22 protein-coding genes are annotated in these 18665 nt (G+C 59.5%); 8 read left to right on the top strand and 14 right to left on the bottom strand.

Features of this window, described 5'->3' with window-relative positions; translation table 11 throughout:
- Positions 1-9: 9 nt before the first annotated feature.
- A complete protein-coding gene (gene ald, locus ACR0I7_RS15035; RefSeq protein ID WP_480512419.1) occupies positions 10-1128 on the bottom strand; it encodes an alanine dehydrogenase in 1119 nt (372 codons plus the stop codon).
- Between the two features lie 136 nt (positions 1129-1264).
- Between ald and ACR0I7_RS15030 the strand changes: the two genes are divergently transcribed.
- A complete protein-coding gene (locus tag ACR0I7_RS15030) occupies positions 1265-1723 on the top strand; it encodes an Lrp/AsnC family transcriptional regulator (RefSeq protein ID WP_480512417.1) in 459 nt (152 codons plus the stop codon).
- Here the strand turns inward: ACR0I7_RS15030 and ACR0I7_RS15025 are convergent.
- A complete protein-coding gene (locus ACR0I7_RS15025) occupies positions 1720-2556 on the bottom strand; it encodes a CPBP family intramembrane glutamic endopeptidase (RefSeq protein WP_480512415.1) in 837 nt (278 codons plus the stop codon). The genes ACR0I7_RS15030 and ACR0I7_RS15025 overlap by 4 nt on opposite strands.
- Before the next feature lie 201 nt (positions 2557-2757).
- On the opposite strand from ACR0I7_RS15025, the gene ppk2 reads away from it, so the two are divergent.
- Complete coding sequence (ppk2, locus tag ACR0I7_RS15020; protein ID WP_480512413.1) at positions 2758-3675, top strand: polyphosphate kinase 2; 918 nt, start codon at positions 2758-2760, stop codon at positions 3673-3675.
- Between the two features lie 46 nt (positions 3676-3721).
- Here ppk2 and ACR0I7_RS15015 read toward each other — a convergent pair whose 3' ends face one another.
- Both ACR0I7_RS15015 and rpsU read right to left on the bottom strand, forming a co-directional pair.
- Positions 3722-4675 carry a CAP domain-containing protein gene (locus ACR0I7_RS15015; RefSeq protein ID WP_480512411.1) on the bottom strand — a complete coding sequence of 318 codons (954 nt, stop codon included), beginning with the start codon at positions 4673-4675 and terminating at the stop codon, positions 3722-3724.
- Positions 4676-4973: 298 nt separating this feature from the next.
- Positions 4974-5180 carry a 30S ribosomal protein S21 gene (gene rpsU, locus ACR0I7_RS15010; RefSeq protein ID WP_005614280.1) on the bottom strand — a complete coding sequence of 69 codons (207 nt, stop codon included), beginning with the start codon at positions 5178-5180 and terminating at the stop codon, positions 4974-4976.
- Positions 5181-5291: 111 nt separating this feature from the next.
- Here rpsU and ACR0I7_RS15005 point away from each other — a divergent pair, with 111 nt between their 5' ends.
- Positions 5292-5984, top strand: a complete 693-nt coding sequence (locus ACR0I7_RS15005; protein ID WP_480512409.1) for a COQ9 family protein — start codon at positions 5292-5294, stop codon at positions 5982-5984.
- 72 nt (positions 5985-6056) lie between these two features.
- Positions 6057-7043, top strand: coding sequence for an NAD(P)H-quinone oxidoreductase (locus ACR0I7_RS15000; RefSeq protein WP_480512407.1), 987 nt, complete (start codon positions 6057-6059; stop codon positions 7041-7043).
- A gap of 30 nt (positions 7044-7073) precedes the next feature.
- On the opposite strand, the gene ACR0I7_RS14995 is transcribed toward ACR0I7_RS15000, so the two are convergent.
- Positions 7074-7931 carry a DUF2189 domain-containing protein gene (locus ACR0I7_RS14995; RefSeq protein WP_480512405.1) on the bottom strand — a complete coding sequence of 286 codons (858 nt, stop codon included), beginning with the start codon at positions 7929-7931 and terminating at the stop codon, positions 7074-7076.
- A gap of 192 nt (positions 7932-8123) precedes the next feature.
- On the opposite strand from ACR0I7_RS14995, the gene ACR0I7_RS14990 reads away from it, so the two are divergent.
- Complete coding sequence (locus tag ACR0I7_RS14990; protein ID WP_480512403.1) at positions 8124-9107, top strand: quinone oxidoreductase family protein; 984 nt, start codon at positions 8124-8126, stop codon at positions 9105-9107.
- 54 nt (positions 9108-9161) lie between these two features.
- On the opposite strand, the gene ACR0I7_RS14985 is transcribed toward ACR0I7_RS14990, so the two are convergent.
- The 9 genes from ACR0I7_RS14985 to ACR0I7_RS14945 form a co-directional block, all read right to left on the bottom strand.
- Positions 9162-9695, bottom strand: coding sequence for an outer membrane protein (locus ACR0I7_RS14985; protein ID WP_480512401.1), 534 nt, complete (start codon positions 9693-9695; stop codon positions 9162-9164).
- Between the two features lie 265 nt (positions 9696-9960).
- Positions 9961-10437 carry a YHS domain-containing (seleno)protein gene (locus ACR0I7_RS14980; RefSeq protein ID WP_480512399.1) on the bottom strand — a complete coding sequence of 159 codons (477 nt, stop codon included), beginning with the start codon at positions 10435-10437 and terminating at the stop codon, positions 9961-9963.
- 233 nt (positions 10438-10670) lie between these two features.
- Positions 10671-11507: a fatty acid desaturase gene (locus tag ACR0I7_RS14975; RefSeq protein WP_480512397.1), complete on the bottom strand. Its 837-nt coding sequence runs from the start codon at positions 11505-11507 to the stop codon at positions 10671-10673.
- 75 nt (positions 11508-11582) lie between these two features.
- Positions 11583-12125 carry a GbsR/MarR family transcriptional regulator gene (locus ACR0I7_RS14970; protein WP_480512395.1) on the bottom strand — a complete coding sequence of 181 codons (543 nt, stop codon included), beginning with the start codon at positions 12123-12125 and terminating at the stop codon, positions 11583-11585.
- Between the two features lie 81 nt (positions 12126-12206).
- The gene (gene plsY / locus ACR0I7_RS14965; protein WP_480512393.1) at positions 12207-12815 is read right to left on the bottom strand and encodes a glycerol-3-phosphate 1-O-acyltransferase PlsY; all 609 of its coding nucleotides are present in this window, start codon (positions 12813-12815) and stop codon (positions 12207-12209) included.
- A complete protein-coding gene (pyrC, locus tag ACR0I7_RS14960) occupies positions 12815-14095 on the bottom strand; it encodes a dihydroorotase (protein WP_480512391.1) in 1281 nt (426 codons plus the stop codon). The genes plsY and pyrC overlap by 1 nt, the downstream gene beginning before the upstream one ends.
- Positions 14092-14481 carry a hypothetical protein gene (locus ACR0I7_RS14955; RefSeq protein ID WP_480512389.1) on the bottom strand — a complete coding sequence of 130 codons (390 nt, stop codon included), beginning with the start codon at positions 14479-14481 and terminating at the stop codon, positions 14092-14094. Before ACR0I7_RS14955 ends, pyrC begins: the two co-directional genes overlap by 4 nt.
- Entirely contained in the window at positions 14466-14987 is a 522-nt protein-coding gene (locus ACR0I7_RS14950) for a hypothetical protein (protein ID WP_480512387.1), read from the bottom strand. The genes ACR0I7_RS14955 and ACR0I7_RS14950 overlap by 16 nt, the downstream gene beginning before the upstream one ends.
- On the bottom strand, positions 14984-15919 hold the full coding sequence (locus tag ACR0I7_RS14945) for an aspartate carbamoyltransferase catalytic subunit (RefSeq protein WP_480512385.1): 936 nt from the start codon (positions 15917-15919) through the stop codon (positions 14984-14986). The genes ACR0I7_RS14950 and ACR0I7_RS14945 overlap by 4 nt, the downstream gene beginning before the upstream one ends.
- Positions 15920-16681: 762 nt before the next feature.
- Between ACR0I7_RS14945 and ACR0I7_RS14940 the strand changes: the two genes are divergently transcribed.
- From ACR0I7_RS14940 to ACR0I7_RS14930, 3 genes are read left to right on the top strand one after another with little or no spacing between them, the layout of a single operon-like run.
- Positions 16682-17446 carry a uracil-DNA glycosylase gene (locus ACR0I7_RS14940; RefSeq protein ID WP_480512383.1) on the top strand — a complete coding sequence of 255 codons (765 nt, stop codon included), beginning with the start codon at positions 16682-16684 and terminating at the stop codon, positions 17444-17446.
- On the top strand, positions 17446-18045 hold the full coding sequence (locus ACR0I7_RS14935; RefSeq protein ID WP_480512381.1) for a metallophosphoesterase family protein: 600 nt from the start codon (positions 17446-17448) through the stop codon (positions 18043-18045). The genes ACR0I7_RS14940 and ACR0I7_RS14935 overlap by 1 nt, the downstream gene beginning before the upstream one ends.
- The gene (locus ACR0I7_RS14930) at positions 18042-18662 is read left to right on the top strand and encodes a LysE family translocator (protein ID WP_480512379.1); all 621 of its coding nucleotides are present in this window, start codon (positions 18042-18044) and stop codon (positions 18660-18662) included. Before ACR0I7_RS14935 ends, ACR0I7_RS14930 begins: the two co-directional genes overlap by 4 nt.
- Positions 18663-18665 lie beyond the last annotated feature (3 nt).

Raw genomic sequence — 18665 nt, 5'->3', positions numbered from 1 at the left:
CTTTGCCCCTCAAGACTTGATGATCACGTTGGGCGACACAACATCAATCCCCAGCGCCTTGCCGACAGCGTAGTAGGTCAGTTGTCCGGCATGCACGTTCAGGCCTTCCAGCAGGTGTGGGTCGTCCTGACAGGCCTGTTTCCAGCCTTTGTCAGCCAGCGCCAGCATGAACGGCATAGTTGCGTTGCCCAGTGCAATGGTTGACGTACGGGCAACTGCGCCCGGCATGTTGGCGACACAGTAGTGCATGATTCCGTCGACCTCATAGATCGGCTCGGCATGGGTGGTTGCCTTTGAGGTTTCGAAACACCCGCCCTGGTCGATGGCGACATCCACCAATACCGCACCGGGCTTCATCGTCGACAGTTGTGCGCGGGTGACCAGTTTCGGTGCCGCTGCACCGGGGATCAGCACCGCACCGATCACCATGTCTGCGTCCTGAACCAACTCGGCGGTGGCTCCGGCGGTGGAGTACTGGTTCTTGAACCGTCCCCCGAACACATCGTCCAGATACCGCAGGCGGGGCAGTGAGCGATCCAGAACAGTGACATCCGCGCCCATACCAGCCGCAACCTGTGCGGCGTGGGTGCCGACAACGCCGCCACCGATCACAACGACCTTCGCAGGCCCAACACCCGGCACGCCGCCCATCAGAACACCACGCCCGCCATTCGCCTTTTGCAGGGTCCACGAACCCACCTGAGGTGCCAGACGTCCGGCGACCTCAGACATCGGTGCCAGAAGTGGCAGGCCGCCGCTTGCATCGGTCACGGTCTCATATGCAATGGCCGTACAACCCGAGGCCAGCAGATCGTGGGTCTGGTCCGGATCGGGTGCAAGGTGCAGATAAGTGAACAGCAGTTGGTCTTCGCGCAGCATTTTGCGTTCGACGGCTTGTGGCTCTTTCACTTTGACGATCATGTCTGCCGTTGCGAACACCTCCTCGGCGGTGTCCACTATACGGGCCCCGGCGGCAATATAGGCGTCATTGTCAAAGCCGGAACCCAGCCCGGCATTGGTCTCGATGAGGACCTCATGCCCACGGCTCACAGCCTCTTGGGCGGCGTTGGGCGTTATGCCGACGCGGAATTCCTGAGGTTTGATTTCCTTGGGGCAGCCGATTTTCATTTTGGGTCTCCGTTCATAAGCTGCCTAAATTATGTGCAGAAACGGCTGCAATTTTTATGAAACTCCGTACATTGACAAATAAACGTTTGGGAGAATATTCGAAGAAATACAAATTTCTCGCAACAGATGTGCGCCAATGGCCCTTGATGCAACAGACCGAAAGATTCTAGCTGCGCTGCAGCGCAAAGGCAGGATGTCGAACTCCGAGTTGTCGGAACAGGTGAATCTGTCCCCGTCAGCCTGCCATCGCCGGGTGCAGCGGCTGGAGGCGGACGGTTATATCCGTGATTATGTTGCGTTGCTGAATGCGCGAAAAATGGGTGTGCCGACAACTGTTTTTGTGGAAATAACGCTGCAAGGGCAGGCCGAAGAGGTTCTGGAAGCCTTTGAAAAGGCCGTGCGCCGCATTCCGGACGTTCTGGAGTGTCATCTGATGGCGGGTACCGCAGATTATGTCCTCAAAGTCGTGGCGGAAAACACCGAAGACTTTGCCCGCATTCACCGCCAATACCTGTCGCGTCTGCCGGGCGTTGCGCAGATGCAAAGCTCATTTGCGTTGCGCACCGTGTTCAAGACGACGGCTCTGCCGGTCTAGGCCGGGGCAGGATAGGTGAACAGGGTGAGGTGCAGGAAATTGAACCCAAAATGCACGAGAGTCGGCACCCAGAGCCGCTCGGTCGCATAATATCCAAGGCCACAGGCCAACCCCAGCAGAGATGCAAACAGCATCAGCACCAGCCCGCCGCCCATATGAGCCACACCAAACATCAAGCTGGCCGCGATCAACCCGATCACAGGTCCTGCTTTGGCCACAAAGGCCGATTGGAGATAGCCGCGAAAGAATGCCTCTTCGGTCAGGCAGGTCAGAAACAGATTGGACATCACAAAGACCAGCCACCAGTCGGGTAGGCCTAGCTCAGGCCTGACGGCACCGGAGGCCACCGCTGCGATCAATAGCAGTGGCAACAGTGTCAGGCCGAGGCTGAGCGGCCACTTGCGCAAAGGGGCCGTGGCGTGGACCACTGGCCAGGCCAGCAACGCCGCAAAGAAGACCAGCGGTTTGTCGAGGTTCAGATACAGGGTGAACGGGCGGCTTTCAGGCCCGGCATAGACCTGATCCAAAAGCAGCAGATTGTGGAACCCCGGCACCAGATGCGCTCCAAGCGCCAGACACCAGACAACCAGCACCGCATGTGCGGTCAGAGCCTTCGCACCCGTCAGGCGCCGCACATAGACCGCCCACACCAAACCAGACGCTCCGATTAGCAGACCGACCGGTGTTATCAGGCCCAACGCCAGCGTGACGCAGGCAAACAGCAGCAGCAGCGCCGTGCTCAGGGTGCGGTACCCCTGCAATGCCACGATCTGCCCGGTGATCAGGATCAGCCACGGCCAGACTGATGGCAGAAGGGTCAGAAAAAAGGCCAAGGGCACCTCCGGTTGCATGGATGACTTGGCTTAAATGCACGGGCGCCGTCAATCGCTTGTTATTTCATCGGGCGCAGCGCTTGTATCCCGCGCCTGACGGCGGCACATTCAGTATTCCGAGCATATTCTGATGTTTTGCGACATCCGCTGTTTACACAGGCCCGGTACGGTCCGACCCCGAAGAATGATAAGGAGAAGATCTTGGCTTACGAACGCGACGACCAACGCAAGGATTGGCTGGAAGCCGAGCTGGAAGATACGCTGGATGAGGATTTTGAGATCGAACTCAGCGAACCGATGCTGTCGATGGAAGTCCGCAAAATCTACAAGGACCAGCACCCCGACATGCTGGATCGCAAGGTTTATTTCCGCAATCTTCTGCGTCTGCAGGCTGAACTGATCAAGGTGCAGGACTGGGTTGTTCACACCGGGGCAAAGGTCTGCATCTTGTTCGAAGGGCGCGACAGCGCGGGCAAGGGCGGCGTGATCAAACGGATTACCCAACGACTGAATCCTCGGGTCGCGCGGGTGGTCGCCCTGCCAGCCCCCAGTCGTCGCGAACAAAGCCAGTGGTATTTCCAACGCTATGTACCGCACCTGCCTGCGGCGGGTGAAATCGTGTTCTTCGACCGGTCGTGGTACAACCGCGCAGGTGTGGAACGCGTTATGGAGTTCGCATCTGAGGATCAGGTCGAACAGTTCTTTCAGGACGTTCCCGAATTTGAGCGGATGCTGGTGCGATCGGGTATCATCTTGCTGAAATACTGGTTCTCGATCACCGATGAAGAACAGCAATTGCGTTTCCTGATGCGCATCCATGACCCCATGAAACAGTGGAAGTTGTCGCCGATGGATCTGGAATCCCGTATCCGCTGGGAATCTTATACGAAGGCCAAGGAAGAGATGTTCTTTCGCACCAACATCCCCGAGGCGCCGTGGTACATCGTTGAAGGTAACGACAAAAAACGCGAACGCCTGAATTGTATCGAGCATCTTTTGACCAAGATACCTTACGAGGACGTGCCCCAGGAAAAGGTCAACCTGCCGGACCGTCGATATAATCCAGAATATGAGCGCCGCATCCTGCCAGACGAGCTGTATGTTCCCAAAATCTATTAGAATAAGGGATGCGAGGCGTTAAGATCGCCCCGCATCAACTCGTAAATCAGGCTGCTTCCATCATGAAGTCGCCAGCACAGTAGTCGAATGCAAAGAAATCGTCGTAGGGATCATATTCTGGAGTTTCATCAGAGGCTTCCGGTTGGCTTGTTGCGTTCTGAGCGATCATAAAATCATCCGCTTCAGCCATCACTCCGGTTGCCTGCTGTGGATTCCAGTCGAATTGATCAAGCTGGGTTTGCAGATTCCTGATAAAAGCTTCGATTTCAGTAGAAATATTTGCAAAGTCAAAACAGTCAGGTTCTGTCGGGGTATTGTTCGGCGTGCCATCTGTTGGGCTTGATGTTGGAGTTTCTGGGTTATCTGTTCCAGGAGTTGTCGGAGGATTGGTGCCAGGTGTTTCCCCGACCGGAGTGGGTGCGGGTGTCTCCGGCATAGTCGGAGTTTCCGGATTTTCAGTGCTTGGCGCTTCCGCTACAGGCGTGGGCGTTGAAGGAGGGGTGGACTCGGGAGTTTCGGTGGGCGGCTTCGAGGCTGCGCTGGTGTCCAGCATGACAGCGGCTTCGGTCGTGGCGAAGTTCTGAGTGACCATGACTGCATCAAACCCTTGCATGTCGCCGGTTTCGATTCCGATTCCGATGTATTTGAAGTCCGGATTCAGAATATTGGCGCGGTGGCCGGGGCTGTTCATCAGGTTCTCGTGAAGCTGCACGACGTCATCGCTGATGCCGGGCGCGCCGCGTTCCGATTGCCAGGCAATGTTCTCGCCCGATCGCCAATTGCCTGAAAAGTCGAACCCAGCCATCTCCATCCGTTGCGTCGCGCTGGTCCCGCCTGATCCGGTATGGCTGAATGTGTCCGTATCCAGCATCCATTCGCTGTGATCTTCGGACGAGTCATTCAGACGGGTTTCCAGTTCCAGCGGTTCCAGCCCGCGGGATGTGCGCTCCTCATTAATCAGCGCCAACATTTCTCGTTCAATACTGCTTGCAGTCGACATTCTAGCCTCCGTTTGTGTGTGCGCCCCTGTGTGGGCGCTGTCAGTTACGAAGGTACCTGGGCCGGACGACAGATGTTGTGCCGTTCGCCCCCTGTTCGAGCGTGCGGATGCTGTTCAACGCAGATTCGCTGCGCTGTAAAATGCCGGGCAAAATGTTGCCGGATTCAAAATGGCTGGTTGCCGCACTGCAAAGGGGCCGTATCGGCGGATTTATGTCGACCCCTAAAAAACGACAAACCCCCGGGCAGGGCCGCGGGGGTCGTCAAATCGTGTCATCCAAAGCTGGACGAGGAAAGTCTTAAAGCAGACCTTCGCGCTGGGCTTTCTTGCGTGCCAGTTTACGGGCACGGCGGATCGCTTCAGCTTTCTCGCGCGCTTTTTTCTCGGACGGTTTCTCGAAATGTTGCTTCAGCTTCATTTCACGGAACACGCCTTCGCGCTGCAGCTTTTTCTTCAGGGCACGAAGCGCCTGATCGACGTTATTGTCGCGAACACTAACCTGCATGTGGTTGTCACCACCTTTCTAGATAGAGTTGCAAGGAAATTGCAGGAAGTGGCCGTATAGCAAAGCGCTCCTAACTTGTCTAGTACTGGGGCTTAGAACCGGAGAACCGCCATGACCGCGACGTATGAAGAGACCAAAGAGCAGTTGTTGAACGCCATTCTGGGCCACGTTCCCTTTGACGGATGGTCCGAAGCCAGCTTTCGGGCGGCGATCACCGAGTGCGGGATTGACGATGGGCTGGCCCGCGCCATTTGTCCGCGCGGTGCGGTCGATCTGGCGCTTGCCTTTCATGCGCGTGGTGATTCCGCCATGCTGGCGCGGCTGAAAACCGAGGATCTGAGCGGGCTGAAATTCCGCGAGAAAATTGCGGCAGCGGTTCGATTCCGTCTGCAGACAGTCGACGACAAAGAGGCGGTGCGCCGTGGTGTCACGCTATTTGCATTGCCGATCTACGCCGCAGATGGGGCAAAGGCGATCTGGGGCACATGCGATCTGATCTGGGACGCGCTGGGCGACACGTCGGACGATGTGAACTGGTATACGAAACGCGCGACGCTGTCGGGGGTCTATTCCTCGACCGTCTTGTTCTGGCTGGGCGATGACACGCCCGGATATCAGGCCACGTGGGAGTTTCTGGACCGCCGCATCGAAGATGTCATGCAGTTCGAAAAGCTCAAGGCGCAAGTGAACGGTAATCCGTTGTTCAAGCCGTTTCTGGCGGTCCCGAACTGGCTGGCGGGGCAGGTCAAGGCGCCGGTCAGGATACGCAATGATCTTCCCGGATCGGTGGCCTTTCGGAAATAATCCCACAGCGGCAAGTTGCGGCTAGGCGGCGGGGGTCCTCCCTGCTAGGCAAGGGGCAAAGGAGATTTGCCCATGACCCAAGCGATGCGCGCCGTTGAAATCACCACCCCCGGCGGCCCCGATGTTCTGCAACTGACAGAACGTCCTGTGCCCGAACCGGAGGATGGTCAGGTGATCATCAAGGTCGCATATGCGGGTGTGAACCGCCCCGACGCGTTGCAGCGAGCGGGGGCGTATGATCCGCCCGCAGGCGCCAGCGACCTGCCCGGGCTGGAAGCTTCGGGCGAGGTTGTGGCCATAGGCACCGGCGTTGACGGGGTTACGGTTGGCGATCAGGTCTGCGCGCTGCTGCCCGGTGGCGGCTATGCGGAATATGTCGCCACGCCCGCCGCGCATTGCCTGCCCGTTCCTTCGGGCATGGAGCTGAAAGAGGCCGCCTGCCTGCCAGAGACATTCTTTACGGTGTGGTCCAACGTCTTCACCCGCGGCGGTTTGCAGGCGGGTGAGCGGTTTTTGGTTCATGGCGGCTCCAGCGGGATTGGCACAACGGCTATTCAACTGGCCAACGCCTTTGGGGCCCGTGTCTTTGCCACCGCAGGATCGCCCGAGAAATGCGAGGCCTGCACCAAGCTGGGCGCGGAAAAGGCCATCAACTATCGGGATGAGGATTTCGTGGGTGCCATGCGTGCCGAAGGGGGCGCGAACCTGATCCTTGATATGGTGGGGGGCGACTATATCCCGCGCAATGTCAAAGCATTGGCCGAGGATGGCCGTCTTGTTCAGATCGCGTTCCTGCAAGGCCCGAAGGTCGAGCTGAACTTTGCGATGATGATGGTCAAACGGCTGACCCTGACCGGCAGCACGCTGCGTCCACAAAGCGATCTAGCCAAGGCCAAGATCGCGCAGGATCTGCGCGAGGCGGTCTGGCCGCTGCTTGAGGCCGGAAAAGTTGCGCCGGTGATGGACAGCGAGTTCGCGCTTGCCGATGCAGCGGCGGCGCATAGCCGTATGGAAAGCTCGGGCCATATCGGCAAGATCGTGTTGAACGTCGCTGGCTGAGGCACATGGCGCGGGCCGGTCCCGCGCTGTTTAGGCCACCGCCCTGCGATACAGGTGCCAAGTGGCGTGGCCCAGAACCGGCATGACAACAATCAGCCCCAAAAGCATCGGCAGCGCGCCCAGCACCAACAGCGCGGCGACGATGAACCCCCAGGTCAGCATGACGCCGGGGTTGTGGCGCAGCACGCGTACCGAAGTGACCACAGCAACCGGCAGCCCGACTTTCTGGTCTAGGAGCAATGGAAAACTGATCGCGCTGACGGCCAGTGCGACCAGCGCAAACAGGAACCCGATGGCGGTGCCGAACACGATCATGGTCCAGCCTGCGCCTGTGGTGAAGACCTCGGCCGCGAAGGAGCTGATCGAAGCGGGCGGTTCAGGGCCCAGCGTCAGGGTATAGACCCCCTGCGCGACCATCAGCCAGACCAACAGCAGCATGACCAGGTAGAACCCCAGTATCAGGATGGCGCCAAACGAGGGCGAGCGGAACACACCGAACGCATCCAGCCAGTGTACGGCACCGCCCTGTTCCCGCTTGCGGCTGATCTCATACAGCCCAACGGCGGCCACCGGACCGATCAGGGCAAACCCCGCGACCAGAGGGGCCAGCAGGGGGACCATGCTCATGTTCAGCCCGATCCCGAACATCATCAGGCCTGCAATCGGATAGATCAGCACCACGAAAATCGCATCGGCGCGGGTTTCCAGAAAATCGTTATATCCCGCCCGCAGGCAGGCCTGCAGATCCTGCAGGGTCAGTGTGTGCACGGTCGGCAGGTGGCGGGTATCTCCGCTGCCGATCCGGGTTACGCTTTCTGCAATATGATCGCCCGTTGCGCCCATGTTCTGGGCTGCCCAACTGATCGGATTGCCTATGGTTTTTGCCATTGTCATCCCCTTTCCAGGCGTATCTGCGCCATGGAAACTGTCCGGCATAGGGATGCCCGTGGCCGGATCAGCCGGCAACGCCTGCGCTTAGTATAGCACATTTTCGCCCAAACCGGATCACGGTCGTGAGATTGCAAGGATTGCCTCGCGATGCAGGCATGTTAGCCTTGCGTCACGTCACAGGAGGTTCACATGCAGCAAACGGCGCGCACTGTTGTCATTCACGAAACCGGTGGGGCCGAGGTTCTGAAGCTTGAAAACAGGCCCGTCGGCAGTCCGGGACCGGGTATGGTGCGCATCCGGCACCATGCGTGCGGGCTGAACTTCATAGACATCTATCAGCGCACCGGCCTCTACCCGCTGGACCTGCCCCACGCGCTTGGTATGGAAGCCGCGGGCGTCGTCGAAGAGATCGGCGAGGGCGTGACGCACCTGGCGCCCGGACAGCGCGTCGCATATGCGGCAAACCCGCCCGGCGCCTATTGCGAAGTGCGGGTCATGTCGGCGGCGCAGGTGTGCCCGATACCAGATGACATCTCGTTTGATGCCGCTGCTGCTGCGATGCTCAAGGGGTTGACGGTGGATTATCTGTTTCACCGGACGACGCCTCTCAAACGTGGGGATACGGTGCTGTTTCATGCCGCTGCGGGCGGTGTCGGTCTGATTGCCTGCCAATGGGCAAAATCCGAAGGCATCACCCTGATCGGGACTGCCGGGACAGATGATAAATGCCGGCTGGCTCAGTTCAACGGGGCCGCGCATTGCATCAACTATAGGACCGAGAATTTTGCAGAGCGGGTTGCTGAGATAACCGGCGGCAAAGGGGTCGATGTGGTGATGGATTCGGTCGGCGCGGACACGTTTGAGGGATCATTGAGCTGCCTCAAGCCGCTGGGCATGATGATTTCGTTCGGAAACGCATCCGGCCGGGTTCCTCCGTTCGATATCAGCCTGCTGGGGCAGAAGGGCTCGCTGAAAATTACCCGACCGGTGTTGTTTACCCATATTGCCGATCACGCTGTATGTCAGGCCATGGCGCGGCGACTGTTCGGAAAGATTGTGGGGGGCGAGGTCAAGATACATATCGATCAGCGTTTCGCGCTGGATCAGGTGGCTGACGCCCATATCGCGTTGGAGGCCCGGCACACCACCGGCAGCACGATTCTGCTTCCTTGATACGGGGTGCGGCCCCGAGGGAAAAGCCGGGACCGCGCATAACGTATGTCGCTCTCAGAACCGGTAGGCCGCCCGGATCTGCAACGTGGTGGCATCAACATCGATGCCGGTTGCGTTGAAGTTGTCAAACTCATGATACAGAAGCTCGCCGGCAATGCTGACATTTGGTGCGACGATCTGCTCATATCCGGCGCCGATGAACCAGCCGTCATCGCTGCCCAATGTGTCGGTCCCCGCTTCGGCGTAGCCCGCGGTTCCATAAAGCAAGCCTTGCGGGTTGATCTTGTAGCCCGCGCGCGCTTTCAGACGCCATACATCTTCGACAGTGGCTGCGCCCGACAGGTCCACATCGGACCAGTCATAGTCAAAGCCACCCCCAAAGACCCAGTCGCCCGTGTCATAGTCATAGCCCAGAATGATACCACCGATTGCGCCGTCGCCATCAACGCCGGATAGATTGGTGTCAACATCGGCATATCCGAACTGCGCACCGCCGTAAAACCCAGTCCAGTCGCCCGAGGATTGTGCCAAGGCTGTTCCTGCCACCGAAGTCGCGACAGCGGTGACGAATACCAGTTTTCCTGTCATCTTCTTATCCTTCCGTTCGAAAAGTTTCCACACGTGCACAGGCTCGCGTGGAATGTACTTATTGCTACGCTCCGGTGCGGTGACCGGATCATTGATGTCCTGCGTATTCCGACCTCTAGCCATGCGCGGCGGACCGAATTTCGGCTGCGCGCGCCCTTATCTCTGGGCGTTCCTAATCAATGAAATAGGTCTTGAAGAATGGGTATCAAAACGACGAACGGCGGCAGAGTTATCTGCCGCCGAAACGTTGCTTTTGGTCAGCGGATTATTGCTGTTGCAGTTCCGCAGGGGTTTTTTCAGCAATGGTTTCCCAGTTGGTGCTGGCTTGCTCGATGAAGCCCGGGATGTCGCCTTCCCAACGCTGCTGGATACCCTCGGACAGGTTCAGGTACAGCTTGTTGTCAACGATCTTCCAGTAGTTCGGGTCACCGTCAAACTTGAAGCCCATTGCCGCGCCGAATGCGCAGTAGCCGCCATATGCCGGCAGGTATGCCTCTGGGTTTGCTTCAAACGCGGCTTTGTTTTCCTCGTTTGCGAAACGGTACATTGCATCGTTGTGCAGAGTGGTGATCTGCCAGTCGCCTTTTGTGGGCTGGCCTTCGGTGAAGTAAGCAACCGGGTCGTAACCTTGCAGCGCCAGACCGGTTGTGGTGGTGTTCAGTTCGACACCGGCAGCGATGGCCGAGCTGGCGATTGCAACGGACAGCGCAACGCCGCCAATGATGGATTTGATCTTGTTCATGATTTCACCTTTCGTGAATTGGGATACGTCAGACCATCTGAATACATCGCCCGAAGACCCTTTGATTTGTCATGTGCGGTCGGTAATTGGCCGTCACAGCACCGAGGTGGGCAGTCCCCTGATCACGTTCAAAGCAATCAATTGTGATTGTGCCTGCGTGAACGCGGCATGTGCGATTGTGCGCAGAGCTGGTTGCCTTCCTATTGGCTACACGCTGCCCGTTTCCTAGGATTTCACATCCGATACCGGCGGGGTTCCAGCCATCCGATGACCGGCTTGCGCTGGGCAGAGTAGCCGGTAACTGACCGATCCAGCCGGTCCGCCAGCACCGGCAGGCGGCTCACCGGCACTTTGGGGAACAGGTGGTGTTCGCGGTGATAGAACATCAGATAGGCCAGTCGCGCGAGAACGCCACGCTGGCTGCGTGCGGCAATGCCGCTGTTGTGGGTGCCCTGATGGGTAATCCAGACGGCAAACAGCGCCGACAGCGACTGGGCAACGATCATCGCAGCAACATGCAGCAACAGCACTTGTGACCCGGTCAACAGCGCCGCGGAGACCACGCTGGCAACCAGCGCCCAGTCCAGCACGATGCGTCTACGGGCGCGGGAGTTTGCGACACGCCAGGCGGCGCGATTGATATCAATCGGAAAACGCGGCCCATAGATCAGAACCTGCGGCAGGGTCATATGTCCACATCGTCCTTCGCAGTCACCGGCCCCCATGGCATGTTTGTGATGCAGCAGATGACACTGGCAAAACGCATGGTTGGACCCCAGCATCAGCGCGCTGAGTATATGCATGACAACGCTGTCCCAGCGCCGCGGCAGGCCGAGATTGCCGTGGATCGCTTCGTGGTTCAGTCGCAGCCCACACAGAAAGAACATAAAACTTGCAAGGCTTCCCAGGGGCCACAGATGGGTGCTGTACAGTGCAAGCGAGGCGGTCAGCCACGGCAGCGGCAGCAACAACTCTCTGGTCTTGTCCCAATTGCTGAGAGGCACCAGATCGGCCCAAGCAACATTTTTCGGAGGGCGTTCCGGCGGATGAGGTGACGTTGGGTTGGGCATCTGGCGCTCCTGTCATTATGTGCGGCCTTAAAGAACAGTCATTTCTGTATTAAGTGAAATTTAGGTCAAAATTTTTTAGTCGGAAGACTCTCCTGCGCCTTTGGGCATTAACCGTGCAATCCGGCCGCCAAGTTTGACAATGGCAAGCTGGACACGGCGGGGCAGGCGGTTCACGTCGACATACCAGTCATCGAACATCTGCATCGTCTCCAGCGTCTCCTCAAGGCGTTTGCGCACCTTGTCGGGCGTGCCATCGGTGCGGGCATCCTCAGTCGCGGAACGCATTGCGGCCAGGGTTGGAACGTATTCGCGCGCGCGGCGGCCTTCGACCACCGCTTTGGTCAGATCGAACATGTCCCGGATCGAGTGGAAATGATCCCGGCGATCCCCAAGCTTTCGGGTTGCCTTGACCAGTTTCCAGCTTTGCAGTTCCTTCAGCCCGTTCGAGACGTTGGACCGCGCCAACCCAAGCGTGTCGCAAATATCATCTGCGGTCAGCGGTTCCGGCGAGATATGGAGCAGGGCGTGAATCTGCGCCACCGATCGGTTCACGCCCCATTTCGAACCCATGTCCCCCCAGTGGAGAATGAAATCCTGCATAGCTTGTGTCAGACGCATCTTTAGTTCCTGTTATTTCTGCAATAACAGAAATTACAGGAATAATCGATTCGATCAAGTGGGCATCCGACTTTTATCCGTTCAGGGCTTTGAACCGATCCGAGGTTCGGTTCCTGCACGAATGCGCGCGATATTGGCGCTGTGGCGCCAAAAGATCAGCGCCGTCAACAGACATCCCAGCACCAAAGTCGACCCATCGGTCAGCACCATCACCCACGCCAAAGACAGGGCCGCTGCCGCCAGCGCGCCCAGCGATGAGATGCGCCAGATCGCCGCCGCCGCAAGCCATGTCAGGCAGCAGGCAATGCCGACGCGCCAGTCCAGCGCCAGCCACAGGCCCAGAAACGTCGCCACGCCTTTGCCGCCCTTGAAACCCAGCCAGACGGGAAAGCAATGCCCCAGAAACGCAAACAGCGCGGCAAGCTGCGTGGCGTCCTCGCCCGCCAATGAACGGGCCAGCAGGACGGCTGCGGCCCCTTTGCCCGCGTCAAACAGCAGCGTCAGCGCTGCGGCGGCCTTGTTGCCCGTGCGCAGCACATTTGTTGCGCCGATATTTCCGGACCCGATATTGCGCAGATTGCCCAGCCCCATAACGTGCGCGATGATCATGCCAAAGGGGATCGACCCCATCAGATATCCAACCGCCGCCCAGAGGATCAGCTGGGTCGTAGTGCTGTCAAACAAGGGCATCAGGATCTCCGGTAAACTTCTTTCCCCGCGACATAAGTCGCCGCGACCTTACCTTGCATCCGCTGGCCGTCAAACGGCGTATTCTGCGATTTGGACCGTAGCGTGAAACGGTCGAGCACAAACGGCACATCCGGGTTGAATAGCACCAGATCAGCAGGCGCACCTTCGGACAGACGACCGGCTGGTAGCCCGAGCCTTTTGGCGGGGTTCAGGGCCATCGCGCGGAACAGCGTCGGCAGGTCCAGCTGACCAGCGTGATAGAGGCGTAATGCGGCAGGCAGCAGGGTTTCCAGCGCGACGGCGCCCGATGCGGCCTCTTCAAACGGCAGGCGTTTGCTTTCCTCGTCTTGTGGGGTGTGCATCGAGCTGATCGTGTCGATCAGGCCGCTGCGCACCGCCTCGATCACCGCCTGACGGTCGTCTTCGGATCGCAGCGGCGGTTTGACCTTAAAGAAGGTGCGATAGTCGGCGACATCCAGCTCATTCAGCGTCAGGTGGTGGATCGAGGTGCCCGCGGTGATGTCCAGACCGTTGCGCTTGGCACGCTCCAGCGCGGGCAGGGCGCGGGTGGTTGTGATCTGGTCGGCATGATAGGCGGCTCCGGTCATTTCCAGCAGAGCGATATCGCGGTCCAGCCCCATGCGTTCGGCCATCGGAGATACCGCGGGCAGACCACGCAGCGCGGCGAACTTGCCGCTGGTTGCGGCGGCCCCAGCGCTCAGACCGGGGTCTTGGGGATGCGCGATGACCAAAGCCCCGCAGGATTTCGCATAGGTCAGCGCGCGCGAGAACACCTTGGTGTTGGTGATGACATGATCGCAATCGGTAAAGGCCACCGCGCCTGCATCCAGCAGAAACCCGATCTCGGTCATCTCGCGCCCTTCGCGGCCCTTGGTCAGCGCAGCCATGGGCAGCATGTTGACCGGCGTATCTGCCTGCGCACGCCGGGTGATGAACTCCAGCGTCTCGGGCGTGTCGGTGGCCGGGTTGGTGTCGGGCCGGGTGATGATCGTGGTCACGCCTCCCGCCGCCGCAGCCAGACCCGCCGACCGATAGCTTTCCTTGTGCCGCTCGCCCGGTTCGCAAACCTTGACGCCGATATCGACGATGCCGGGGGCCAGGCATTTGCCGCCGCAGTCGACGATTTCGGTGTCTGCTGTTGGCGCGTCCCCTTCGCCACGGGCTGCAATGCGCCCATCGGTGACCTGCAGCCAACCGGCGCTGTCTGTGCCGGTTTCGGGATCGATCAGGCGTGCGTTGGTGAAGATAAGATTGCTCATGGCAGCGCCCTTTCGATGGCGGCTTTGGTGGCTGCGGGATCGGGTTGATATTTGATCAGGTGCTTGTCGCCGCCTTTGGTGATGATCTGAACAAAGCTGCACATGACGTTCACCGCCTGAATCTGGCTCAGCGCGACATTGCGCGGGCCGGGGCCGGTTAGGGTGGTTTCATTCATCTCCCACCCGGCCGAGAGCTCTTCGGAGGCCAGATACCACGCTCGCAGCCCGATCGCTGCAAGACCAGCAGGTGCACCAGTCCAGACATAGGGATTGCCGACCAGCCAGAGCACGATCATCGCCGCCGCCATGGCCCCGGCGGCCATCCAGGCATTGGTGCGGATATACGCTTGCTTGTCAGGCATGAAACGGATCACAGGATCAGCCACAGCACACCCCCTAATATCAGCAGGATCAGAATTGCCAGAGCGGCCGAGCCGATGCGGCGGGACTTGTCGCCACCTTCTGTTGCCGCTTGTGGGGCCGAAAAGGGCTTGGCGCTGTCTGTCTCAATGCTGCCACCGGTCCAGTTGGTCGCTTCCTCTGTATAAAGACCAATCAGATGCAGTCTGGGATCGGGCTCCAGCGTTGCGCCCTGCCCGGCGAAGGCTGCGCTGCGCAGAACCAGAACCCAGCCCTCGACGGCCTCTAGCGCGTGTTGGTCCAGTTGATCCTCGGGGACGCCGCAGCCGTCGCTGAGATAGCCATACAGCCCTAAATCCTCTAGATCAGAGACGGGGAAGATATCGATCTGTTTCGAGTCCAAACCGATAACCCCAAGGACCTGATCCACAGCGCTGGGCTCGCGCAGGAATTTCGCCACTTCGGGGCGCATATCCAGCGTGAACAGGCGGATCACACCGTGTTCATGGGGGGCGATGGTCAGGTCGTTCATGCGGCCTCGCGCAGGTTTCGGGCCAGAAGGTCCATGGTGGCCATGCGAACAGCAACGCCCATTTCCACCTGTTCCTGAATCACCGACCGGTTGATATCATCGGCCAGCGTACCGTCGATCTCGACCCCGCGGTTCATGGGCCCCGGATGCATGACGATGGCGTCGGGTTTGGCCAGCGCCAGCTTTTCAGCATCAAGCCCGTAGCGGTGATAGTATTCCCGTTCCGAAGGGATAAACCCTCCATCCATCCGCTCTTTCTGAAGACGCAGCATCATGACAACATCTACGTCCTTCAGGCCCTCGTTCATGTCGTCATAGATTTCGGCCCCGAACTCAGCGAATTGCGCGGGCACCAGTGTCGGTGGACCTATCAGGCGAATGCGGTTCTCCATCTTGCCCAGCAAAATCAGGTTCGATCGCGCCACGCGCGAATGAGCGACATCCCCGCAGATCGCAATGTTCAACCGGTGCAAACGGCCCTTGGCGCGGCGAATGGTCAATGCGTCCAGCAGGGCTTGCGTCGGGTGTTCGTGCCGCCCGTCGCCTGCATTCAGCACGGCGCAATTCACCTTTTGCGCCAGCAGATCGACCGCACCGGAATGCGGGTGCCGTACCACCAGCAGATCGGGATGCATCGCGTTCAGCGTCATCGCGGTGTCGATCAGTGTCTCGCCCTTTTTGATGGAACTGGCCTGCATTGCCATATTCATCACATCCGCGCCCAGCCGCTTGCCCGCAATCTCGAAACTGGCCTGCGTGCGGGTCGAGTTTTCAAAGAACATGTTGATCTGCGTCAGCCCGGCCAACACATCCGAGTGTTTGCTCGACTGGCGGTTCATGGCGACATAGGTTTCGGCCAGATCGAGAATGGCAGTGATATCGGATTGCGACAGATGCTCGATGCCAAGAAGGTGACGATGGGCGAAACGCATGGGCGGGCTCCTGTCTGACAATCGGCCCGCTTATAGAAAGCCGCGTGGCACAAGGCAACCTAAGGATCAGAGCCTTCCGGTAGTTTCTCGCATCCGCCATCGGGCAGGCACTGTTCGCCCGGCTTGCACCATTTGCCATAGCCGCAATCGACGGCCTTGATCGGCACACATCCCTGATGGTCCGAGCATTTGAAACCGGGGCGGCATTGTGACCCGGTTTCCTCGCATAAAAACCACCCCGGGCGGCTGCATCCGCCCCTCGGCAGGCAAGTTGATCCGCGCGCGCAGGTCAGCCCGTCGTCGCAGGGGCTTGCCGAGGTGGGGTCGAATTCAGGCGTGATCCGCTCGCATTCGCCGCGCCCATTGCAGAAACTGCCGCCCGGGCAATCCAGACGCGAGGTGCATTTGCCAGCCCCCTCAGGCGCGCATCGCGTGCCACCCGCGACACAGCGCTCGAACGGACCGCAGGACCGACCGCCGCCGCAATAGGTGCCTCCGGGCCGGATGCAGTGGCCGTCAAAGCTGCACCTTTGACCAGCAGAACAACAGGTGGTGCCACAACTAAACTGCCCGGCGCGGCATTGTTTACTTCTGTTCAGGAAATCAGCCGAAACAAATCCGCCGCTTGCCACGGTGCACAGCAGTCCCAACAGAAGGAATCGCAAAATCGAACGCATGAATATTCTCATGGTCGGCGCGAGGCAGGCCCATAGCAAGGCCTATTCGCTTTCCCTCAGTCAAAAGCTGGTTAGATTGAGGGCTATGGAATCGGGCCTAGATTATCATACGGCGCGCGCGCTGCTGGAATGGCAGATCGAGCTGGGCGCAACGGATGCCATCGGGGATACCCCGGTGGACCGTTATTCGCTGCCGGATACGGCCCCAAAGGCCAAGAAAGCTGCACCCGCGCAAACCTCACCTGCCAAGCCTATGCAGGTCGATCCGGTCGCGGCGGCAAAATCCGCTGCGCAAGGTGCCGGAACGCTTGAGCAGTTGCAGGCTGCCATGAATGCGTTCGAACATTGCGAATTGAAGCGGGGCGCCCGACAACTGGTGTTTGCCGACGGTCAGCCCGGTGCGCGGGTCATGATCATCGGCGAGGCGCCGGGCCGGGATGAGGACCGCGAGGGCAAGCCTTTTGTGGGCCGGGCCGGGCAATTGCTGGACCGGATGCTGGCGGCCATTGATCTCGACCGGGCGGACAACGTCTATATCACCAATGTCCTGCCCTGGCGGCCGCCGCAAAACCGTGACCCTAAGCCCGAAGAGATCGGCATGATGAGCCCGTTCCTCGAACGGCATGTGGCGCTGGCCGAGCCCGAGGTACTGGTTGTGATGGGCAATATCAGCTGTCAGGCACTGCTGGGCAAACGCGGCATCACGCGGCTGCGCGGGAAATGGGATCAGGCGCTGAACCTGCCGGTGATCCCGATGTTTCACCCGGCCTATCTGTTGCGGCAACCGCAGATGAAGCGGCACGCCTGGGCCGATCTGCTGGAACTCAGGGCAAGGCTGGAGAATGCGTGATGAAAGTCCTGGCCTTTTCAGACCTGCATATGGCCCGCAACCGCGCTGCTGAGCTGGTCGCGGCCAGCGTGACCGCTGATCTGGTGATCGGGGCCGGAGATTATTGCAACATGCGGCAAGGCTTGGACGAAGCGATCGAGATGCTGTCGGGCATCACCGCGCCAACCGTTCTGGTGCCCGGCAACGCCGAAAGCGCCGAAGAACTGACCGCAGCGGCCCCGGACGGGATGCATGTATTGCACGGGACAGGTATGACAGTTGACGGGCTGCGCCTGTTCGGCTTGGGCTATGGCGTACCCGAAACCCCGTTTGGTCAATGGTCCTGCGACCTGACCGAAGGTGCTGCGGCCGAGATGCTGGCGCGATGCGAAGGCGCTGATGTGCTGATCGTGCATTCTCCGCCCAAAGGCTATGGGGATCAGACCTCGCAGGGTGTTTCGGTCGGCTCCACGGCCATTCGAGATGCCGTAGAGCGCATTCAGCCAGCGCTGACCCTGTGCGGTCATATCCATGACAGCTGGGGCTATCGCGGCACACTTGGTCGGACGCAAATTGCCAATCTTGGTCCGCGCGCAAACTGGTTTGAGGTCGACCTATGATCGAAACCGTCACGCTGCTGGCGTTTGTTCCGGCTGCTATTGCGCTGAACCTGACGCCGGGTGCGGACATGATGTTCTGCTTTGGGCAGGGGCTGCGATCCGGTGCCAAACCGGCATTGGCCGCGAGCGCCGGAGTATCGCTGGGCTCGATGGTTCACGTCTTGCTGGCGGGTTTGGGTCTGGGCGCGGTGGTGGCTGCGATACCCTGGACGTTTGATGCCATTCGCTGGCTGGGTGTTGCTTATCTGCTCTATCTCGCCTGGGGGACCATCCGCCATGGTGCGATTGCGGCCAATGGGGCGCTGCGCCCTACGCGCTTTGCCTTTCGCGACGGGCTTATGGTCAACCTGACCAATCCCAAGGTCATCCTGTTTGTGCTCGCCTTCATCCCGCAATTCGTGAACCCGGCAGCGGGGTCCGTTCTGGCGCAATTCCTGATCTTCGGCCTGATCATCGCGGTCGGCGGCTTTGTGGTGAACGGGCTGGTGGGCATTTTTGCAGGCGGTGCGGGCCGGGTGCTGATGAGCAACCCACGCATGTCACGTATTCTGGGCTGGATCAGCGGCGGTATCTTCGCCGCTCTGGCGATCCGGCTTGCCATTATGGAAAGGGCCTGACGC

The organism is Ruegeria sp. AM1, from assembly GCF_056540745.1.
The sequence above is the reverse complement of the archived record's forward strand: the minus strand, read 5'-3'. Positions and strand labels throughout refer to the sequence as shown.